Raw genomic sequence first — 16,308 nt, 5'->3', positions numbered from 1 at the left:
TGGAGCGCCAGCGCAGCGCAGCGAACCTGGCCAGTGTCGCCTCGCTTCTTGTGGGCGTTTACCGCCCGCTTCAGTTTTTCACCGCCGTCAGCTCCACCGACCAGCCCATGGCTTCACCCCGGCGCTCTTCTTCAACGAGGTCAGCCACCTTCTCGGAAGAGGCAGACAAGACCGCGATGATCGCTGCGCCCAGGGGCGATTTCTCGCTGAAGACGTCAATGTCCGAGTCACCGGCGATTTCACGCGAACCCAAAAGGAACTTCTCTTCGTCACCGGCGATGCGGGCAATAACCAGCATGCCGGGCTCAACGATTCCGTCATCTGCCGGGGCCTCGCCCACATGGGCGTCGCGCAGAAGGGCGGTGAGCTGGCGGATACGTGCCTCGATCTTGCCCTGCTCCTCTTTGGCCGCGTGGTAGCCGCCGTTTTCCTTGAGGTCGCCTTCCTGGCGGGCAGCTTCGATCTTCTGGACAATATCCGCCCGGCCAGCGCCGGAAAGGTGGTCCAGCTCAGCCGTCAAGCGATCGAATGCTTCCTGGGTGAGCCAAGCTGCAGTGGCGCTGTTGGTGGTAGACACGGATTTCTCCTCTAGATCTGACAATGCAAAAAGACCCCGCCGAGGTGGCCACTCGTGATACTCAGTAACCAACTTAACGGGGTGAAGGTTTCATCCATTGTAGTAAATCCTTTGGACGAACCCAAACCGGTTGAGTCCTGGCTCACACGAGGTGCTATTTGCCGCTGTCCACGATCCAGCAGTTGTCCACCACTCCCGAGACAGCCGGGGACTCGGTCCTTAGGACAGTTCGCTGCGCGGTGGTGCTGCCGCCGTCGGGATCATCCTGAGGATCGTTGGGCCCGATTTCCACTACCTTCCAGCCCACCACCGCGAACTTCGAATCCAAGGCCTTGATGGCACATTTGGCTGTAGCTCCGGGGTACTTTGTGACCTGGTAATCAACCTCTGCCTGGGTGTCGTCCACCGTGCTGTACCCAATGTCCTTGAACGTGACCGGGGCCTGCGCGGAGCCCGTTGCCACGTAGGCGGCGAACCCAATCCCCAGGACCAAAGCGGCGATGACGATGTTCCGCTTGGTCTTGCGGGTCATGGCGCGCTTTTGACCGCCGTAACGATTGGCTAGGCTGGAGCTTGCCGGTACTCGGGTGGCCGATAGGTCCTCTGAAGTCACCCATCCAGTTTAGTGCCGATCCCGGCGCCCCATCACCGCCCCCAAGCTCGATCCATGAAAGAGGAGCCGTCACGTGACAGCGTCCAGCAGTTCCGACCAGCAGCTCCGGCTGCTCGCCGTCCACGCCCACCCGGACGATGAGTCCAGCAAGGGCGCTGCAACCATGGCGATGTACGCCGCTGCCGGAGTGGACGTCATGGTTGCCACCTGCACGGATGGCTCGCGCGGAGACATCCAGAACCCCGCCATGGAAGAGACCCCCCACCCCAAGCGGGACATGGCCGGCGCCCGTCGCATCGAGATGGCAAACGCAGCCGCCGTACTGGGAATCCAGCAGCGTTGGCTGGGCTTTGTGGACTCGGGCCTTCCCGAAGGTGACCCCCTCCCGCCGCTGCCGCCCGGTTGCTTTGCCTTGCAGCCGCTGGAGCGCGCCACTGCGCCCTTGGTGCGGCTGGTGCGTAACTTCAAGCCGCACGTCATCCTCAGCTATGACGAAAACGGTGGTTACCCGCACCCGGACCACATCATGGCCCACAAGGTTGCCGTGGAAGCTTTTGAGGCCGCTGGCGATGCCGGGCGCTATCCCGGCATGGGTGAGCCATGGGCGCCCAGCAAGCTCTACTACGACCGCGCCTTCAGCCCGGATCGGTTCCGTGCGCTGCATTTTGCGTTGGAAGCAGCGGGCCTGCAATCTCCCTACGCCGAGCGGCTGGCTGCGTGGCTGGAAACCGACGCAGAAGGCCACACTGCACCGGAGGCAGGGCACCGGACCACCACCCAGGTTGAATGCGGTGATTTCTTTGAGGCCCGGGATGACGCTCTCCGTGCACACAGGACCCAGATCGACCCCCTCGGCTTCTTCTTCGCAGTGTCACCGGATCTGCAGCGGTCGACGTGGCCATGGGAGGACTACACCCTGATCAAGTCCCGGGTCCCTTCAGAGCTGCCGGAAAAGGACCTGTTCGCGGGGATAAGATAGGAAAGCCGGTAGTTTCTATCGCTCGTAGAAATTACTGTGTGGCCAGCCGGCTTACCGGCCACGCGCTGCCAGTCGGCACGCATCAGCTCCCATAGAAGGTTTGAAAGTGCATCACTTGATTCTTGCCCTGACCGTCACTCCGTCGCCTGATCCCACGGGCACGCTGCGGCCTGGCCTGTCCGAGGATCAGGTGACGCCCGGTACGTGGGGCTTCGTCCTCACGGCCTTCATTGTGATTCTGACCACATTTTTGATTGTGGACATGGTTCGCAGGATTCGGCGGGTCCGCTACCGCGCACAGGTTGAGGAAGCGCGCCTGGCTGCCGAAGCTGGAGACGACGCCGGCAGCTCGGCTGAGGAGAGCGGCGAAAGCGGCCCTCGAGGCCGCTGAATCCGGCCTAGCTCAGCACTGCCATCATGATCGCCACGAAGTGCGCGGCGAAGGCCAGCACCGTGAAGGCATGGAAGAGCTCGTGGAAGCCGAAGTGCCGGGCACTGAAGTTCGGTCTCTTGATGGCGTAAAAGACAGCGCCGGCAATGTACAGCGCGCCGCCCACGCAAATGAGTATCGCTGCAGGGGCGTTGGCAGTGAAGAACTGGGGCAGATAGAACAAAGCTCCGCAGCCCAAGGCGATATAGACCGGAACGTAGAGCCAGCGGGGAGCGTGCGTCCACAGAATGCGGAAGAGAACGCCAACTATGGCTCCGGACCACACCAGCCAGAGCAGGGTCACGGCCTGTGAGCGCTCCAGGAGGGACCACGCCAGGGGCGTGTAGCTACCGGCGATCACCAGCATGATGTTGGTGTGGTCCAGCCGCTTGAGCAGCATTCGGACCTTGGGTGACCAGTTTCCGCGGTGGTAAACGGCGCTGACGCCAAACAGCAGAAAGCCCGTCAACGCGTAAATGGCTGACGTGATCTTGCGGTCCGGGGTAGGGGCGACGGTCACCAGGATTATCCCTGCAGCGAGTGCGAAGGGAGCGGCGACGGCGTGGATCCAGCCACGCCAAAGGGGCTTGGTGTCAAGGATCTCAGCCATGGGACAAGAATAACTTACGTTTCGGTAAGTTACCCACTGGTAACAAAGAGCGGGCCGAATTTGACTGGCGACTGCACCGGGGCGGCAGCTGGGGACGGTAGCCTTGGATGTGCGCCGTCGTCGTACAAGTAAGGAAGTCAGGTGAGTCCGGTGGAGCTGCCCGGTTTCCTCTATGGCTTCTACGAGCGCAAGCTACTGCGTTCCCTCAAGCAAGACAGAATCCCGCGGCATATCGGCGTCATGGTGGATGGAAACCGTCGGTGGGCCCGGCAGTTCAATGCGCCCACCAGCCAAGGACACCAGGCTGGGGCCGACAAGATCCACGAGTTCCTCGGCTGGTGTCAGGAACTCGGCGTCAAGGTAGTCACCCTCTACATGCTCTCCACGGACAACATGAGCCGCTCCGGCGAAGAACTGGACCTGCTCATGGGCATCATCGCCAACACCATGGACCGCCTTGACGAAGACGAAGACGTCTCCGTCCACGCCATGGGCGCACCGGAACTCCTCCCGGATTACCTGGCCGAGCGCCTCAACAAACTCACCGCCCGCACCCCCGTCCACGAAAAAATCCACGTGAACGTGGCCGTGGGCTACGGCGGCCGCCGCGAAATCGTCGACGCCGTACGCGAACTCCTGCACGACGCCGACGCCAAAGGACGCAGCATGTCCGACGTCGCAAATGAACTTTCGGTGGACGACATCTCCAGGTTCCTCTACACCCGCGGCCAACCCGATCCGGACCTCGTGATCCGAACCTCAGGCGAGCAGCGGCTCTCAGGCTTCCTCATGTGGCAAAGCGCCTACAGCGAGTTTTACTTCTGCGAAGCTCTCTGGCCGGCCTTCCGGAAGGTCGATTTTCTCCGTGCGCTCAGGGACTATGCCGGGCGCCAGCGGCGGTTCGGCGCGTAAGCGACCCCGGTTTACCAAAATTTAACGAGTCGGACATGCGACTTGCCGGGCGTGGATTGCGGAAATGAATGTGCTGAGGATTACGTTAATCCCATCAGCAGGCAAAACCGCCCGCTGATCGGGGAGGCCAGTATATGGAGCGGACTATCGCACCAGTTACATGGGAGGCCACGCCCGGCCTTCCGGCCGAGCCGCTTCACCATTAGGCCGGGCGAACTGCCCGGGGCTGGAGTCGATGTGGCTATTTCTGAGCAACTGCCCGCAATGGTTTCCGACGGGGAAAGTGCAGCTACCTCTCGCGCCAAGCGGGTCTCACCACAAGGGCGGACCACACCATCCGCCACAGGCCGCAGCTACGTGATCGATACGTCCGTCCTGCTATCCGATCCACACGCACTGTTGCGCTTCGCCGAACACGAGGTGATTGTCCCCATCGTGGTCATCAGCGAACTGGAAGGGAAACGCCACGACCCCGAACTGGGCTACTTTGCCCGGAAAGCGCTGAGACTCCTGGATGACCTCAGAATCGAACACGGCGGACTGGACCATTCCATCCCCATCGGCAAAGACGGCGGAATGCTCAGGGTGGAAATGAACCACATCTCCCCGGAAGTGTTGCCCGCAGGATTCCGTGGGGGAGACAACGACAGCCGCATCCTGGCTGTCGCCAAGAACCTGGCCAACGAGGGCCACAACGTAACCGTCGTGTCCAAAGACCTCCCCATGCGCGTCAAAGCCTCTGCCATGGGACTTCAAGCTGACGAGTACCGCAACGAACTCGTCAAAGACTCCGGCTGGACGGGCATGGCCGAAGTGGACGCCACCGAGGAAGAAATCACCACCCTCTACGGCCACGAACCAGCTTTTATCCCCGCAGCCGCGGAACTGCCCGTCAACACAGGACTCGTTCTCCTCTCCAACCGCGGCTCCGCGCTGGGCCGGGTTGGGGCAGACAAGCAGGTCCGGCTCGTCAAAGGCGACCGTGACGTCTTCGGACTCCACGGACGTTCAGCAGAACAACGGTTGGCCATCGATCTCCTCATGGACCCCGCCGTGGGCATCGTCTCCATCGGTGGCCGCGCAGGCACCGGCAAGTCCGCACTAGCCCTCTGCGCGGGCCTGGAAGCCGTCCTGGAACGCCAGGAACACCGCAAAGTGGTGGTGTTCCGCCCCCTTTACGCGGTAGGCGGCCAGGAACTCGGCTACCTCCCTGGCTCCGAATCGGAAAAGATGAACCCGTGGGCGCAGGCCGTGTTCGACACCCTCGGGGCATTGGTCAGCCAGGAAGTCGTGGAAGAAGTCATGGACCGCGGCATGCTCGAAGTCCTGCCCTTGACCCACATCCGCGGACGATCCCTGCACGATGCCTTCGTGATTGTGGATGAAGCGCAATCACTCGAGAAGAATGTGCTCCTGACCGTCATGAGCCGCATCGGACAAAACTCCAAAATTGTCCTCACCCATGACGTCGCCCAGCGCGATAACCTCCGCGTAGGGCGGCATGACGGCGTCGCAGCTGTAGTGGAGACGCTCAAGGGCCACCCGCTGTTCGGGCACATCACGCTGACCCGGTCCGAGAGGTCGCCTATTGCGGCCCTGGTGACGGAGTTGCTCGAAGGGGCTGAAATCTAACCCCATCGACGCTTTGCCCACCTACGGCGAAGGCCAGACATCCTCTGCGTGCTAGCTCGTTCCTCGCTTTTGACGCACGCTGCCGGATGCCTGGCCTTCGCCTTGTCAGGCGCCCCGCCGGAAGTTGCTAGATGGCTATATATTGGGAAAAGGCTTCGTGGCCTTGGACTGTGAGGGTCCAGGTGGGGCGTTTGAAGGTGGTGGGGGTGAGGCGGACCCTTTGGACTTCTTCCACTTTTTCGCCCCAGCCATCGCGGAAGATGCCGTTGAGTTCGTAGCCCAGGGCGGTGGAGACGCCCAGAGATTGTTGGTTCCAGACGGCTGCCTCGGAGGCGGCTACTTCCGCATTCAGGTAATCGAAGGCGTAGCTGACGACGGCGGAACGCATCTCCTTGCCGAAGCCCTGGCCCTGTGCGGACTCCTTGAGCCATGAGCCCGTGCTGACTGTTTTGAGGGTGTTGAAGTTCTTGGCACCGATGTCTTGGACGCCCAGGAGCTCATCGTCGTTCCAGACTCCGAGGAGCACGGTCCAGGACTCAGGCGTGAAGTTCGCCCGGCAGCGCCAGTACCACTGCGCCATATTCGGGGCGAGTTCGTCCTCTGGAAGTTCTGCCCACGGCACGCTGAACGGGCTCTTGCCGGGTCGGTGCACGCCGGAGCGGGCCGCAGCCACGGCGGCCGGGATGTCGTCGTCCAGAACGGGACGGAGGGTCAGCCTCGGGGTGGTGAGGGTGAGTCCGAACGGGGGCCATATTTCTGCCAGCGATGTCATCGCCGTAGCTTAGCGCGGATGGCGTGTGGCTCTTAGGCGGCGGGGCCTATGTCCCAGGAGATGTGGCGCCGGACGTCCGTGAGGTTCATCGATTCCGCCAGGAAAAGGTCGTCCAGCATGTACTCGTCCACGGCAAGGATCCTGAGCCAGTGGCCCTTGCCTGCGGAGTCTCCGTCCAGGCTTTCACTGGCGACGCAAACGCCGGTGGCGGTGTCGATCCTGATCATGGTCCGGCCGGGGTGTGCCAAGGGTTCCGTTGGGTCCGAGGGGACGTACGTGCGGCTGGGCGTGACGATGGTTTCCAGGGCCAGCCGGCCCTCATGGTCCACCTCGCGGGGTTGCTCGAGGAAGACGGGGTTGGTGTCCGGGAATTCCAGGGGGACCGGTGCCTTGCCGGCAAGTTCCACGGGATCCAGCGCGGCGGCGAGGCGGCCATTCCCAAAGGAGGGTTCCCCGTAGGCGGCCTCGGGACGCCGGCGGACGAGGCCGGCGTCGTCATAAACGGGCGTCACAAGATGAGCCGGCAGAAGCCACGAACGGCGCGTGGAACTGACGTAAAGATCATCCCGGGAGTCGTTGATGCCGGTGGTGCTGTGCAGAAGTTGGCCGTCCGGGGTTTCGAGGCGCAGTGCACCCGGGCGCCTGAGCCATGCCCGGACCAAGGTGGCCTTGGGCGCGGACCGTTCAAGGTACTCGAAGCGGAGGCTGGTCCACTTCCACGGCGAAGAACGGCAAAGATTGCGGAATGTGGAGGACAAGTCAAAACCCGGTCCTGCTGCACTATAGCGCCCCATATCCACAGTTTACCCAAGCGTTCAAGCGGGCCGGACGGCCAAAGCGGGATAGCATCCGAAGGTGATTCGACGACTCTCAGACCTCTGGACGGACAGCCCGCTCGGCTTTTGGCTGGTAGTGGCCGCGTGCGTGTACTTCGTGGTCACGGCAGTGCGGTTGACGGTGATAGATGTCCGGAGCCACCTGTTGCCCGATCGCATCGTGTTCCCGGCCTATGCGGTCGCCGGGACGCTCTTGCTGGCTGCGGCCCTACTGGCGTACTTCGCCGATGCACCCACGGAAGGTGCATCGACGGCTGTGCTCTTTGGTGTGCCCGGCCTGGGTGTGATTGCCGGCGGTGCCATGCTCTGGCTCTTCTACTTCGTGCTGCGGCTCGTTCACCCGCCGGGGATGGGCTTCGGCGACGTGAAGCTGGCCGGAGTGCTGGGCCTCTATCTGGGCTACCTGGGATGGAGCCACATTTTTGCGGGGACGTTCGCGGCCTTCCTGTTGGGAGGGCTGTGGAGCCTGGGTATCCTGGTGGCCCGGCGAGGCACGCTGAGCTCGGCCATCCCGTTCGGCCCGTTCATGCTGGCAGGCGCGGCTGCCGCAATGCTGATCCTTCCAGCGTGAAACCATGCAAGCGCTCGTTCCGGGCTAACTGCGGCCAAATTGCAACGCTCCCCGTCTTCTCGGTGTTAACCGTGCTGGGTCATGCTTTAGGCAAGGCCACCATCGAACTGAAGGAAAGCTGACACCATGGGTGCACCCGAATTTGTGCTCAAACTACGGGAAAAGATCGGTAACGACCCCCTCTGGCTGCCCGCCGTGCGGGGAGTGGTATTTGATGACGATGGCAGGGTGTTGTTGGGTCAACGCGCCGACAACGGCCATTGGACGCTCATCACCGGAATGCTGGAACCGGGAGAGCATCCTGCACCCGGGCTCGTGCGGGAAATCTTCGAGGAAACAGCGGTGGTGGCCGAGACTGAGCGCATCATCGGCGTCGGAGTTGTGGGGCCGGTGACCTTCCCCAACGGCGACGTGTGCGACTTCCTGGACATCACGTTCCGGTGCCGGTACATCTCCGGCGAGGCGCAGGTCAACGATGACGAATCACTGGCAGTGGGGTGGTTCGCGTTGGACGAGCTTCCGGACATGAGCGCCGGAAACCTTGAGGCCATCAGGCTCGCCACGGAGCCCGAAGGCCCCGTGGCGTACCAAGTGGAGGACTAGCGTTACTGGCGTCCCGCGTCAGCACGATCCTTGTCGAATCCCTCCGACGCCGCCAGATCGGCTTCCAAACGCGCAGTCTCCAGTCGCTCTGCCTCCAGACGGTCAGCTTCGTCCCCGCCCACAGCCTCGCCACGAGCCACCATGCCGGCGGTATCGGAGAGCGGGATCTGCTTCAGAGTAATGGCCAGGATCAGCGCGATGGCGATGAACGGAACCAGGTACCAGAACACCGGTGCCAGTGAATTGGCATAGGCGTTGACGATCGCATCGCGCAGCTGTTCAGGCATCTGTGCCAAGGCCTGGGGGTCCAGCGTGCTGGTGGACTGCGAGGCCTGCTCGGCAGAGGCCCCGGCCCCAGTGAAGGCCTCAGTGAGGGACTCCGCCAAGCGGTTGGTGAAGATTGCTCCGAAGACGGCCACTCCCAGTGAAGCGCCTACTTCACGGAAGTAGTTGTTGGTACTGGTAGCCGTACCGATCTGGTCCGCCGGAACAGAGTTCTGCACCACCAGGACGATGACCTGCATGATCAGTCCAAGGCCCGCGCCGAAGATGAAGAGCTGAACGCAGATAACCCAGATAGGGGTTGCCGCCGTGAGCGTGGTCAGCCACAGCATGGCAGCGATGGTGAGCGCTGCACCCAGGATGGGGTACATCTTGTACTTGCCGGTCATGGAAATGCGGATACCGGAGTAGATGGACGTGCCCATCAGGCCAACCATCATGGGCAGCATCAGCAGGCCTGATTCGGCGGCGGAGGTTCCGGATGACATCTGCAGGAACGTAGGAACGAAGGCGATGGCCGCGAACATGCCCAGGCCCAGGGTGAAACCGATGGCCGTTGCGTTAATGAAAATGGGGTTCTTGAACAGGCTCAGCGGAATGATGGGGTCCTCGGCGCGACGCTCGACCATCACAAAGAGAACCGCAGCCAGGACCATGCCGGCCCCAAACGCCCATGTAAGGGGCGAGTCCCAGCCCTCATCCTTCTTGCCACCAAAGTCGGTGAAGAAAATGAGGCACGTGGTGGCAGCGGAGAGGAACAAGACACCCAGGATGTCGATCTTCTTCTCGGCCTTCTTGTTAGGCAGCGTCAGGGTGAACCAAGCGGTGATGAACGCGGCGATGCCGATGGGGATGTTGATGTAGAAAGCCCATTCCCAGGTCAGGTGGTCCACAAAGAACCCACCCAGCAGGGGTCCGGCGACCGCGGAGAGGCCAAAGATGGCGCCCAACGGGCCCATGTACTTGCCGCGTTCTTTGGCCGGAACGATGTCAGCGATGATGGCCTGCGAAAGGATCATGAGTCCGCCGCCGCCCAGGCCCTGAATGGCGCGGAAGATGACAAAGCCCCAAAAATCGGTGGCAAACGCGCAGCCTACGGACGCAAGCGTAAACAGGGCAATAGCTACAAGGAACAGGTTTCGCCGGCCCAGTATGTCACCGAACTTGCCGTAAATGGGCATCACGATGGTGGTTGCCAGGAGATAGGCCGTGGTGATCCACGCCTGGTGCTCAACGCCGCCCAGCTTGCCCACGATCGTCGGCATGGCAGTGGAGACGATGGTCTGGTCGAGGCTGGACAGCAGCATGCCTGCAATCAGCGCCGAGAAGATGATCCAGATTCGCTTCTGGGTCAACAGCAGAGGTTCAGCTGCCTTGGAGAGTGTACTCATGCGGGGTCCTTCGAGGATTCAAGGGGGTTGGGGCCCAGTTGGTGGTTCGTGGCCAGCGGCTGGGCAAAGAGTTTGCGTGCGGCGTTGAGGTTCTGTTCGAGGATCCCGCGGTAGGGGCGCTCGTTGTCCTCCGAGAAGAACTGCTGCGCGGTCTTCTTGGATACTGCCCCGAATAACACCGTTGCCGTCATGACTTCGGGATGATCAGGGTCCAGGCCCTCACGGGCGGCGACCAGCTCCGCAAATTGGCGCTCGCGGGCCTCACCTTCAAGAGTGAGCCGCGCCAGGAGCTGCGGCTCGGCAGTGATGGCCGCGATGAACTGCTGAACCTCTGCGCGGCTGATGGAGGAGCGCTCCATCAGGGTCACTGTGAGGACATGCAGCGCAGCAAGAAGGGTTCCGGAAATGCTGTCCGGCGTGCGGGAAGTGTTCTGGTTGAATACTTCGAGCGCATCCGTCGGCAACTCATCCGAAAATGAGCCGATCACGGCGTCTTCTTTGGAATGGAAGTAGTTGAAGAAGGTCCGGCGCGAAATCCCCGCCGCCTCGCAAACTTCCTCAACCGTAAAACCGTTGAGGCCATGCTCAGCGGTCATGGAACGCGCGACGGCGGTGATCGCCGTCCGCGTGGCAGCCCGCTTGCGCTCGCGGAGGCCGCCGTCGATATTTGCACTATTGCTCACAAAGTAAAGTTTTGCACTCTTATCTCAATAGTGCAAAAAGAAAGTAGAGTTTTTGTACAGCTAATGACCCTTAGGGGGCGCCTTAGGGGCGTTAGCTGTACAAAAACTCCGGGTACGACGACGGCCGGCACCCTCCGTGCGGAAGGTACCGGCCGTCGTCGTGCTTCAGGTATTGAACCTTAGGGCTAGGCCTTGTGGGCCGGGGCCGTCATGGTGGTGACGTCCAGGGCCTTGTCCAGCTCTGCTTCGGTGACCTTGCCTTCGCCCTCGCCGACGAAGCCGAGCTTCTCGGTGGCCTGGCGGATGGTGAGGCCTTCCTTGACGGCGATCTTGGCGATCTTGGCAGCGTTCTCGTAACCGATGTACTTGTTCAGCGGGGTCACGATGGACGGGGAAGCCTCGGCCAGGAAGCGTGCGCGCTCCACGTTGGCGGTGATGCCGTCGATCATCTTGTCGGCCATGACGCGGCTGGTGTTGGCCAGCAGGCGGATGGACTCAAGAAGGTTGGCGGCCATGACGGGGATGCCGACGTTCAGTTCGAAGGCGCCGTTGGTGCCGGACCAGGCGATGGCGGTGTCGTTGCCAATGACCTGGGCGCAGACCATGATGGAAGCTTCGCAGATGACCGGGTTCACCTTGCCCGGCATGATCGAGGAGCCCGGCTGGAGGTCGGGGATGGCGATTTCGCCGAGACCAGTGTTGGGGCCCGAGCCCATCCAGCGGAGGTCGTTGTTGATCTTCATGAAGGAGATCGCGATGTTGCGCAGCTGGCTGGAGCCTTCGATAAGGCCGTCGCGGTTTGCCTGGGCTTCGAAGTGGTCGCGGGCCTCGGTCAGCGGCAGGCCGGTGTCGGCTGCGAGGAGTTCGATGACGCGCTCCGGGAACCCGGCCGGGGTGTTGATGCCCGTGCCCACGGCGGTTCCGCCGAGGGGGACCTCGGCAACGCGGGGGAGTGCTGCGTTGATGCGCTCGATGCCGTAACGGACCTGCGCTGCGTAGCCGCCGAATTCCTGGCCCAACGTGACGGGTGTGGCGTCCATGAGGTGCGTGCGGCCGGACTTGACGACGTCCTTGAACTCGGCGGACTTGCGGTCCAAGGATGCTGCCAGGTACTCAAGGGCCGGGATCAGGTCGTTGATCAGGGCAGAGGTGGCGGCAACGTGCACAGACGTGGGGAAGACGTCGTTGGAGGACTGCGAGGCGTTGACGTGGTCATTCGGGTGGACAACTTTGTCACTCCCGGCAGCGGCCAAGGCGCGCGATGCAAGCTCTGCGATGACCTCGTTGGTGTTCATGTTGGAGGACGTACCCGAGCCGGTCTGGAAGACGTCAATCGGGAAGTCGCCGTCGTACTTGCCGGTTGCAACCTCATCGGCAGCTGCGGCGATAGCCTCGGCGAGCTCACCATCGAGCACCCCCAGTTCGGCGTTCGCCAGTGCGGCTGCCTTCTTCACGCGGGCCAAGGCCTCGATGTGGGTGCGCTCAAGCGTCTTGCCGGAGATCGGGAAGTTCTCCACAGCACGCTGCGTCTGGGCGCGGTACAGGGCGTTCACGGGGACGCGAACTTCGCCCATCGTGTCATGTTCAATACGGAACTCAGTGGTGGAAGTCATGGGGCTAGCTTATGGCGATTGGGCGCCGCACAGAAAACCCGAAGGGGAGTGCTACGTGCTCCGGCGCCACGGCCGGAGCACGTCCTCCTAGAGCTTGCCGATCCCGGAAACGAGGGCCGCGCGGCCTTCGTCCAGCTTGTAGGACAGGCCGATCACGGCAACGCGGCCGTCGTCGATGGCGTCCGAAATCACACGTGAGCTGTCAGCCAGGCGGGCAGCGGTCTGCTTCACGTGCTCCACCACCATGTCGTTGACGTCGTCCTGGTTATTGCGCCTGGCCGTCAGGACCGACGGTGTAATGCGCTCCACGAGGTCGCGGATAAAGCCCGGAGGCATCTCGCCCGTTTCCACGGCCGACTTGGTGGCCTTGACCGCACCGCAGCTGTCATGGCCGAGGATGACGATCAATGGAACACGGAGTTCGCTGATGCTGTATTCGAGTGAACCCAGGACGGCATCGTCAATAACCTGGCCGGCGGTGCGCACCACGAAGGCGTCACCGAGGCCAAGGTCAAAAATGATCTCTGCAGCGAGCCGGGAATCCGAGCAGCCGAAGATCACGGCAAACGGGTTCTGGTTCTCAATCAGAGAAGAGCGTCGCGAAGCATCCTGGTTGGGGTGCAGGGATTCGCCGGAAACAAAACGTTCGTTGCCCTCGCGGAGACGGCGCCACGCCAGGGCTGGAGTCAGGTAAGTAGGCACGAGCCTTACTTTACGACGCGGACACCGCAGTCCGTGAAAGTGTTGCGCGTGATAAACCGGACGGCTTCTCAGGCGGAGGGCTGCGGAGACGACGTTGCGGTAGCCGGAACGCTGGCAGGCGGTGCCTGCTCTGCGGACTTCACGACGGCGGCGGCCAGGGTTGCGAACTCATCGAGCTTAGCCGTGCCGCTCAGGACGATGGTGGTGCCGCGATACTCCAGGACCATGCTCCGCTTTTCTTTGCCGGAGTCCCGCAGTTCCCACTCCTGGCCACCAGCGTTACGGGTTCCGGTCACAGGGAGGTTCTCTGTCTGCTGCAAAACCCACGTGGGGTTCGCCTGATTGGTCTGGGTGAGGCCAATGAAATTTTCCTTGGGAGTGAGGAACCCGATCTCCCAGGTAGGCACGCCGCTTCCAGTGCCGGACTCCCACCGGGCGTAATTGGGTTTGAATGTGTCGCCGACGTCCGGGGTGACGGGTGTGAATCCCGCCACACCTGTGGCGTTGCGGGCAATGGCCGCGACGTCAACATCAGGCCGGAAACCCTCGCCCTTGGGCGCCGGGTTCATCAAAACGATGGGAAGAAAAGCCAGGACACAAACCAGCAACGCAATGACCATGCCGATGACAGAAGCGTTGGCCCGCTTGGCAGCTTTCGCCGCAATGACGGGTTTATAGGGGGCATCCGGGGCTGCCTGGGCATCGGTGGGATTGGCCGCTGCAGCCTCGGATGGGTTCTCTGCTGCGGGCCTGTCCTGCGTTTCACTCACCCCTCCATGATCCCTTATCCGGGCAGGGAACACACATCCGGTAACCTCACCACAGGTGCCGGGGGCTGTGGTCATCCAACGACTCCCGGACCACTCGGCGACTATGATCGTTGATAGAGGAACCCCGGGTTGCCCCGTGCAACCATGTCCGGTCCCGTGAATCGTCACTCGAAGAAGAGGTTCAAGTGTCTCCTGCACCAATGACCCAGCAGTATTCCACGATTTCGCCGTCGCTCGCCGTCGGCCTCGACGAACCCGACCGCAACCTTGCGCTTGAACTCGTCCGCGTTACCGAAGCTGCGGCAATTGCCGGCGGCCACTGGGTAGGTTTCGGTGACAAAAACAAGGCCGACGGCGCCGCCGTCGATGCCATGCGTTCATTCCTTCAAACCGTCCACTTCAACGGCGTTGTGGTCATCGGTGAAGGCGAAAAAGATGAAGCCCCCATGCTGTTCAACGGCGAGCAGGTTGGCGACGGCACCGGTCCCGAATGTGACGTCGCCGTCGACCCCATCGACGGTACCCGCCTGACCGCCCTCGGCATCAACAACGCCCTCGCGGTGCTGGCAGTAGCTGAGCGTGGCTCCATGTTCGATCCCTCCGCCGTGTTCTACATGGAGAAGCTCGTTACCGGCCCCGAAGCCGCCGACATGGTGGATCTTCGCCTGCCCGTCAAGCAAAACCTGCACCTCATCGCCAAAGCCAAGGGCGTCAAGGTCAACCAGCTCAACGTCATGATCCTGGACCGCGACCGCCACCGCCCCCTCGTGGAAGAAATCCGCGAAGCCGGTGCACGCACCAAGTTCATCATGGACGGTGACGTTGCGGGTGCCATCGCGGCAGCACGCTCCGGCACCGGCGTCGACGCCCTCATGGGCATTGGCGGTACCCCGGAAGGCATTGTCACCGCCTGCGCCATCAAGTCCCTCGGCGGCGTCATCCAGGGCCGTCTGTGGCCCACCTCGGACGACGAAAAGCAGAAGGCCATCGACGCCGGACACGACCTCGACCGCGTCCTCTCCACCAACGACCTCGTCACCTCCGACAACTGCTACTTCGCAGCAACCGGCATCACCGACGGCGACCTCCTGCACGGGGTCCGCTACCAGAAGGACCGCGTGCTGACCCAGTCGATCGTGATGCGCTCCAAGTCCGGAACGGTCCGCTTCGTGGAGGCCGAGCACCACGCATCCAAGTGGGAGACGTACGCGCGCAAGCCGTAACCCCTCCATTGCAGTCGCGTCTTTGACGCGAAAAGCGCCCCATCGCTCTGCGGCTATCTCCTCGTACCTCGTCGATTTGATGCCGCTCCCGCGATGGGGCGCTTTTCGCTGTTTGGATGCGGTGGGGGCAGCGGCTCCCGGCTTCGCGCTGTTGAGAGGCTGATGTGGGCCTAGCGGAGCTTGTCGCGCAGCTTCCGTGCCATTTGGTATGCCCCGTAGCGGAGCTTGTTGACGGGGAGGTCCCAGGTGCCGGGGTAGGAGACTTCGCGGCCGCCGAAGGACTTCTTGAAGGCCGTGAAGCCCGCCCATTTGTGGTCCGGCTGGTCCTCGGGAGCCACGCCCCAAAGGTCCACGTGTTTGAGGCCCTTCTCCTTGGCATCGGCCATCAGGGTCACCAGGAGGGGAATGCCCGCACTGAGCTTGCGATGGGTATCGTCCAGGGCAGCGTGGGCGTAGACACGGGTATCAGCGGAGTCGTAGGCGAAGGCAGCCGCGATCGGCTCGCCCTCAAGCTCGGCAATGAACAGCGTTCCCGCCCCATTGGGCAACAGGGAAGCGGCTACTTGGGTGAGATACTCGTCGCTCTGCGGTTTGAAGCCGTTCCGGGCAGCCGTCAGGTGGAGGAAGTGCAGAAGGATCTTGATGTCCGCCGGATCTTGGGATGCGCGGAACGTCACGCCCTTCTTGTGGATGTTCCTGTAAAGGTTCCGGTTGGTGGGCTTCATCCCGGCCAACACGTCCTTGAAGTCGCCTTCCAGATCTACGACCCAACTCAGCTCCGGCTGCTGGTTGACCGGCGCCGGCTGCAAGCCGCGGGCGCGCAGGAGAGGTCCAGCGTCGGACGCTGTAAACCCCGCCGCAGCGGGTTCCATCCGCACGAACACCGCACTCTCGGTCTTAGCCAGGGCAACCAGGGCCGCCGTGGCGGCGTCGAAAGCCTCCACGGACTCCGCCACGGGGCCATAGGGAGCATAGATAACCTTGCCGGCAGGGTTCTTTTCCTCAATGGCGAGGAAACTCCAGCCGGGCCCGGACTGCTCGTGGACACGGCGTCCCAGGGAACGCTGGACTGCCGCCCATGCGGGCGTTTGCAGGAAAAACTCCATGGA

Annotated in this window: 18 protein-coding genes; 7 read left to right on the top strand and 11 right to left on the bottom strand. The window is 62.4% G+C overall.

What is annotated here, in order from left to right; genetic code table 11:
- Positions 1-70 precede the first annotated feature (70 nt).
- Both greA and MOD31_RS19815 read right to left on the bottom strand, forming a co-directional pair.
- Positions 71-577, bottom strand: a complete 507-nt coding sequence (greA, locus tag MOD31_RS19820) for a transcription elongation factor GreA (RefSeq protein WP_250821479.1) — start codon at positions 575-577, stop codon at positions 71-73.
- Positions 578-731: 154 nt separating this feature from the next.
- The gene (locus MOD31_RS19815) at positions 732-1,190 is read right to left on the bottom strand and encodes a DUF4307 domain-containing protein (RefSeq protein ID WP_142939884.1); all 459 of its coding nucleotides are present in this window, start codon (positions 1,188-1,190) and stop codon (positions 732-734) included.
- 73 nt (positions 1,191-1,263) lie between these two features.
- Here MOD31_RS19815 and mca point away from each other — a divergent pair, with 73 nt between their 5' ends.
- Both mca and MOD31_RS19805 read left to right on the top strand, forming a co-directional pair.
- Entirely contained in the window at positions 1,264-2,169 is a 906-nt protein-coding gene (mca, locus tag MOD31_RS19810) for a mycothiol conjugate amidase Mca (RefSeq protein WP_250821478.1), read from the top strand.
- Positions 2,170-2,275: 106 nt separating this feature from the next.
- The gene (locus tag MOD31_RS19805; protein ID WP_166841444.1) at positions 2,276-2,560 is read left to right on the top strand and encodes a hypothetical protein; all 285 of its coding nucleotides are present in this window, start codon (positions 2,276-2,278) and stop codon (positions 2,558-2,560) included.
- Between the two features lie 7 nt (positions 2,561-2,567).
- On the opposite strand, the gene MOD31_RS19800 is transcribed toward MOD31_RS19805, so the two are convergent.
- A complete protein-coding gene (locus MOD31_RS19800; protein WP_166841443.1) occupies positions 2,568-3,209 on the bottom strand; it encodes a hemolysin III family protein in 642 nt (213 codons plus the stop codon).
- 150 nt (positions 3,210-3,359) lie between these two features.
- Here MOD31_RS19800 and MOD31_RS19795 point away from each other — a divergent pair, with 150 nt between their 5' ends.
- Positions 3,360-4,121: an isoprenyl transferase gene (locus tag MOD31_RS19795; protein ID WP_142939972.1), complete on the top strand. Its 762-nt coding sequence runs from the start codon at positions 3,360-3,362 to the stop codon at positions 4,119-4,121.
- Between the two features lie 237 nt (positions 4,122-4,358).
- Positions 4,359-5,753: a PhoH family protein gene (locus MOD31_RS19790; protein WP_142939880.1), complete on the top strand. Its 1,395-nt coding sequence runs from the start codon at positions 4,359-4,361 to the stop codon at positions 5,751-5,753.
- 127 nt (positions 5,754-5,880) lie between these two features.
- Here the strand turns inward: MOD31_RS19790 and MOD31_RS19785 are convergent, their stop codons facing one another.
- Positions 5,881-6,525, bottom strand: a complete 645-nt coding sequence (locus tag MOD31_RS19785; protein ID WP_250821477.1) for a GNAT family N-acetyltransferase — start codon at positions 6,523-6,525, stop codon at positions 5,881-5,883.
- A 32-nt stretch (positions 6,526-6,557) separates the two neighbouring features.
- Complete coding sequence (locus tag MOD31_RS19780) at positions 6,558-7,319, bottom strand: hypothetical protein (RefSeq protein ID WP_142939878.1); 762 nt, start codon at positions 7,317-7,319, stop codon at positions 6,558-6,560.
- A 61-nt stretch (positions 7,320-7,380) separates the two neighbouring features.
- Between MOD31_RS19780 and MOD31_RS19775 the strand changes: the two genes are divergently transcribed.
- Together MOD31_RS19775 and MOD31_RS19770 are read left to right on the top strand one after the other, a co-directional pair.
- Positions 7,381-7,932: a prepilin peptidase gene (locus MOD31_RS19775; RefSeq protein ID WP_250821476.1), complete on the top strand. Its 552-nt coding sequence runs from the start codon at positions 7,381-7,383 to the stop codon at positions 7,930-7,932.
- Positions 7,933-8,058: 126 nt separating this feature from the next.
- A complete protein-coding gene (locus tag MOD31_RS19770; RefSeq protein ID WP_250821475.1) occupies positions 8,059-8,535 on the top strand; it encodes an NUDIX domain-containing protein in 477 nt (158 codons plus the stop codon).
- A 2-nt stretch (positions 8,536-8,537) separates the two neighbouring features.
- On the opposite strand, the gene MOD31_RS19765 is transcribed toward MOD31_RS19770, so the two are convergent.
- The 5 genes from MOD31_RS19765 to MOD31_RS19745 all read right to left on the bottom strand — a co-directional run bounded on the left by MOD31_RS19765 (position 8,538) and on the right by MOD31_RS19745 (position 13,976).
- A complete protein-coding gene (locus MOD31_RS19765; RefSeq protein ID WP_250821474.1) occupies positions 8,538-10,208 on the bottom strand; it encodes an MDR family MFS transporter in 1,671 nt (556 codons plus the stop codon).
- Positions 10,205-10,891, bottom strand: a complete 687-nt coding sequence (locus MOD31_RS19760; protein WP_142939874.1) for a TetR/AcrR family transcriptional regulator — start codon at positions 10,889-10,891, stop codon at positions 10,205-10,207. The genes MOD31_RS19765 and MOD31_RS19760 overlap by 4 nt, the downstream gene beginning before the upstream one ends.
- 185 nt (positions 10,892-11,076) lie before the next feature.
- The gene (locus tag MOD31_RS19755) at positions 11,077-12,504 is read right to left on the bottom strand and encodes a class II fumarate hydratase (protein ID WP_250821473.1); all 1,428 of its coding nucleotides are present in this window, start codon (positions 12,502-12,504) and stop codon (positions 11,077-11,079) included.
- An 87-nt stretch (positions 12,505-12,591) separates the two neighbouring features.
- Positions 12,592-13,206, bottom strand: a complete 615-nt coding sequence (locus MOD31_RS19750; RefSeq protein ID WP_142939872.1) for a carbonic anhydrase — start codon at positions 13,204-13,206, stop codon at positions 12,592-12,594.
- Between the two features lie 68 nt (positions 13,207-13,274).
- Positions 13,275-13,976: a DUF4245 domain-containing protein gene (locus MOD31_RS19745; protein ID WP_223942082.1), complete on the bottom strand. Its 702-nt coding sequence runs from the start codon at positions 13,974-13,976 to the stop codon at positions 13,275-13,277.
- Positions 13,977-14,176: 200 nt separating this feature from the next.
- On the opposite strand from MOD31_RS19745, the gene glpX reads away from it, so the two are divergent.
- Positions 14,177-15,199: a class II fructose-bisphosphatase gene (glpX, locus tag MOD31_RS19740; protein ID WP_187697249.1), complete on the top strand. Its 1,023-nt coding sequence runs from the start codon at positions 14,177-14,179 to the stop codon at positions 15,197-15,199.
- Positions 15,200-15,369: 170 nt separating this feature from the next.
- Here the strand turns inward: glpX and MOD31_RS19735 are convergent, their stop codons facing one another.
- Positions 15,370-16,305, bottom strand: a complete 936-nt coding sequence (locus MOD31_RS19735) for a peptidoglycan bridge formation glycyltransferase FemA/FemB family protein (RefSeq protein WP_142939869.1) — start codon at positions 16,303-16,305, stop codon at positions 15,370-15,372.
- Between the last annotated feature and the right edge of the window lie 3 nt (positions 16,306-16,308).

This window comes from Paenarthrobacter sp. TYUT067, from assembly GCF_023656375.1.
Taxonomy (GTDB): domain Bacteria; phylum Actinomycetota; class Actinomycetes; order Actinomycetales; family Micrococcaceae; genus Arthrobacter.
The sequence above is the reverse complement of the archived record's forward strand: the minus strand, read 5'-3'. Positions and strand labels throughout refer to the sequence as shown.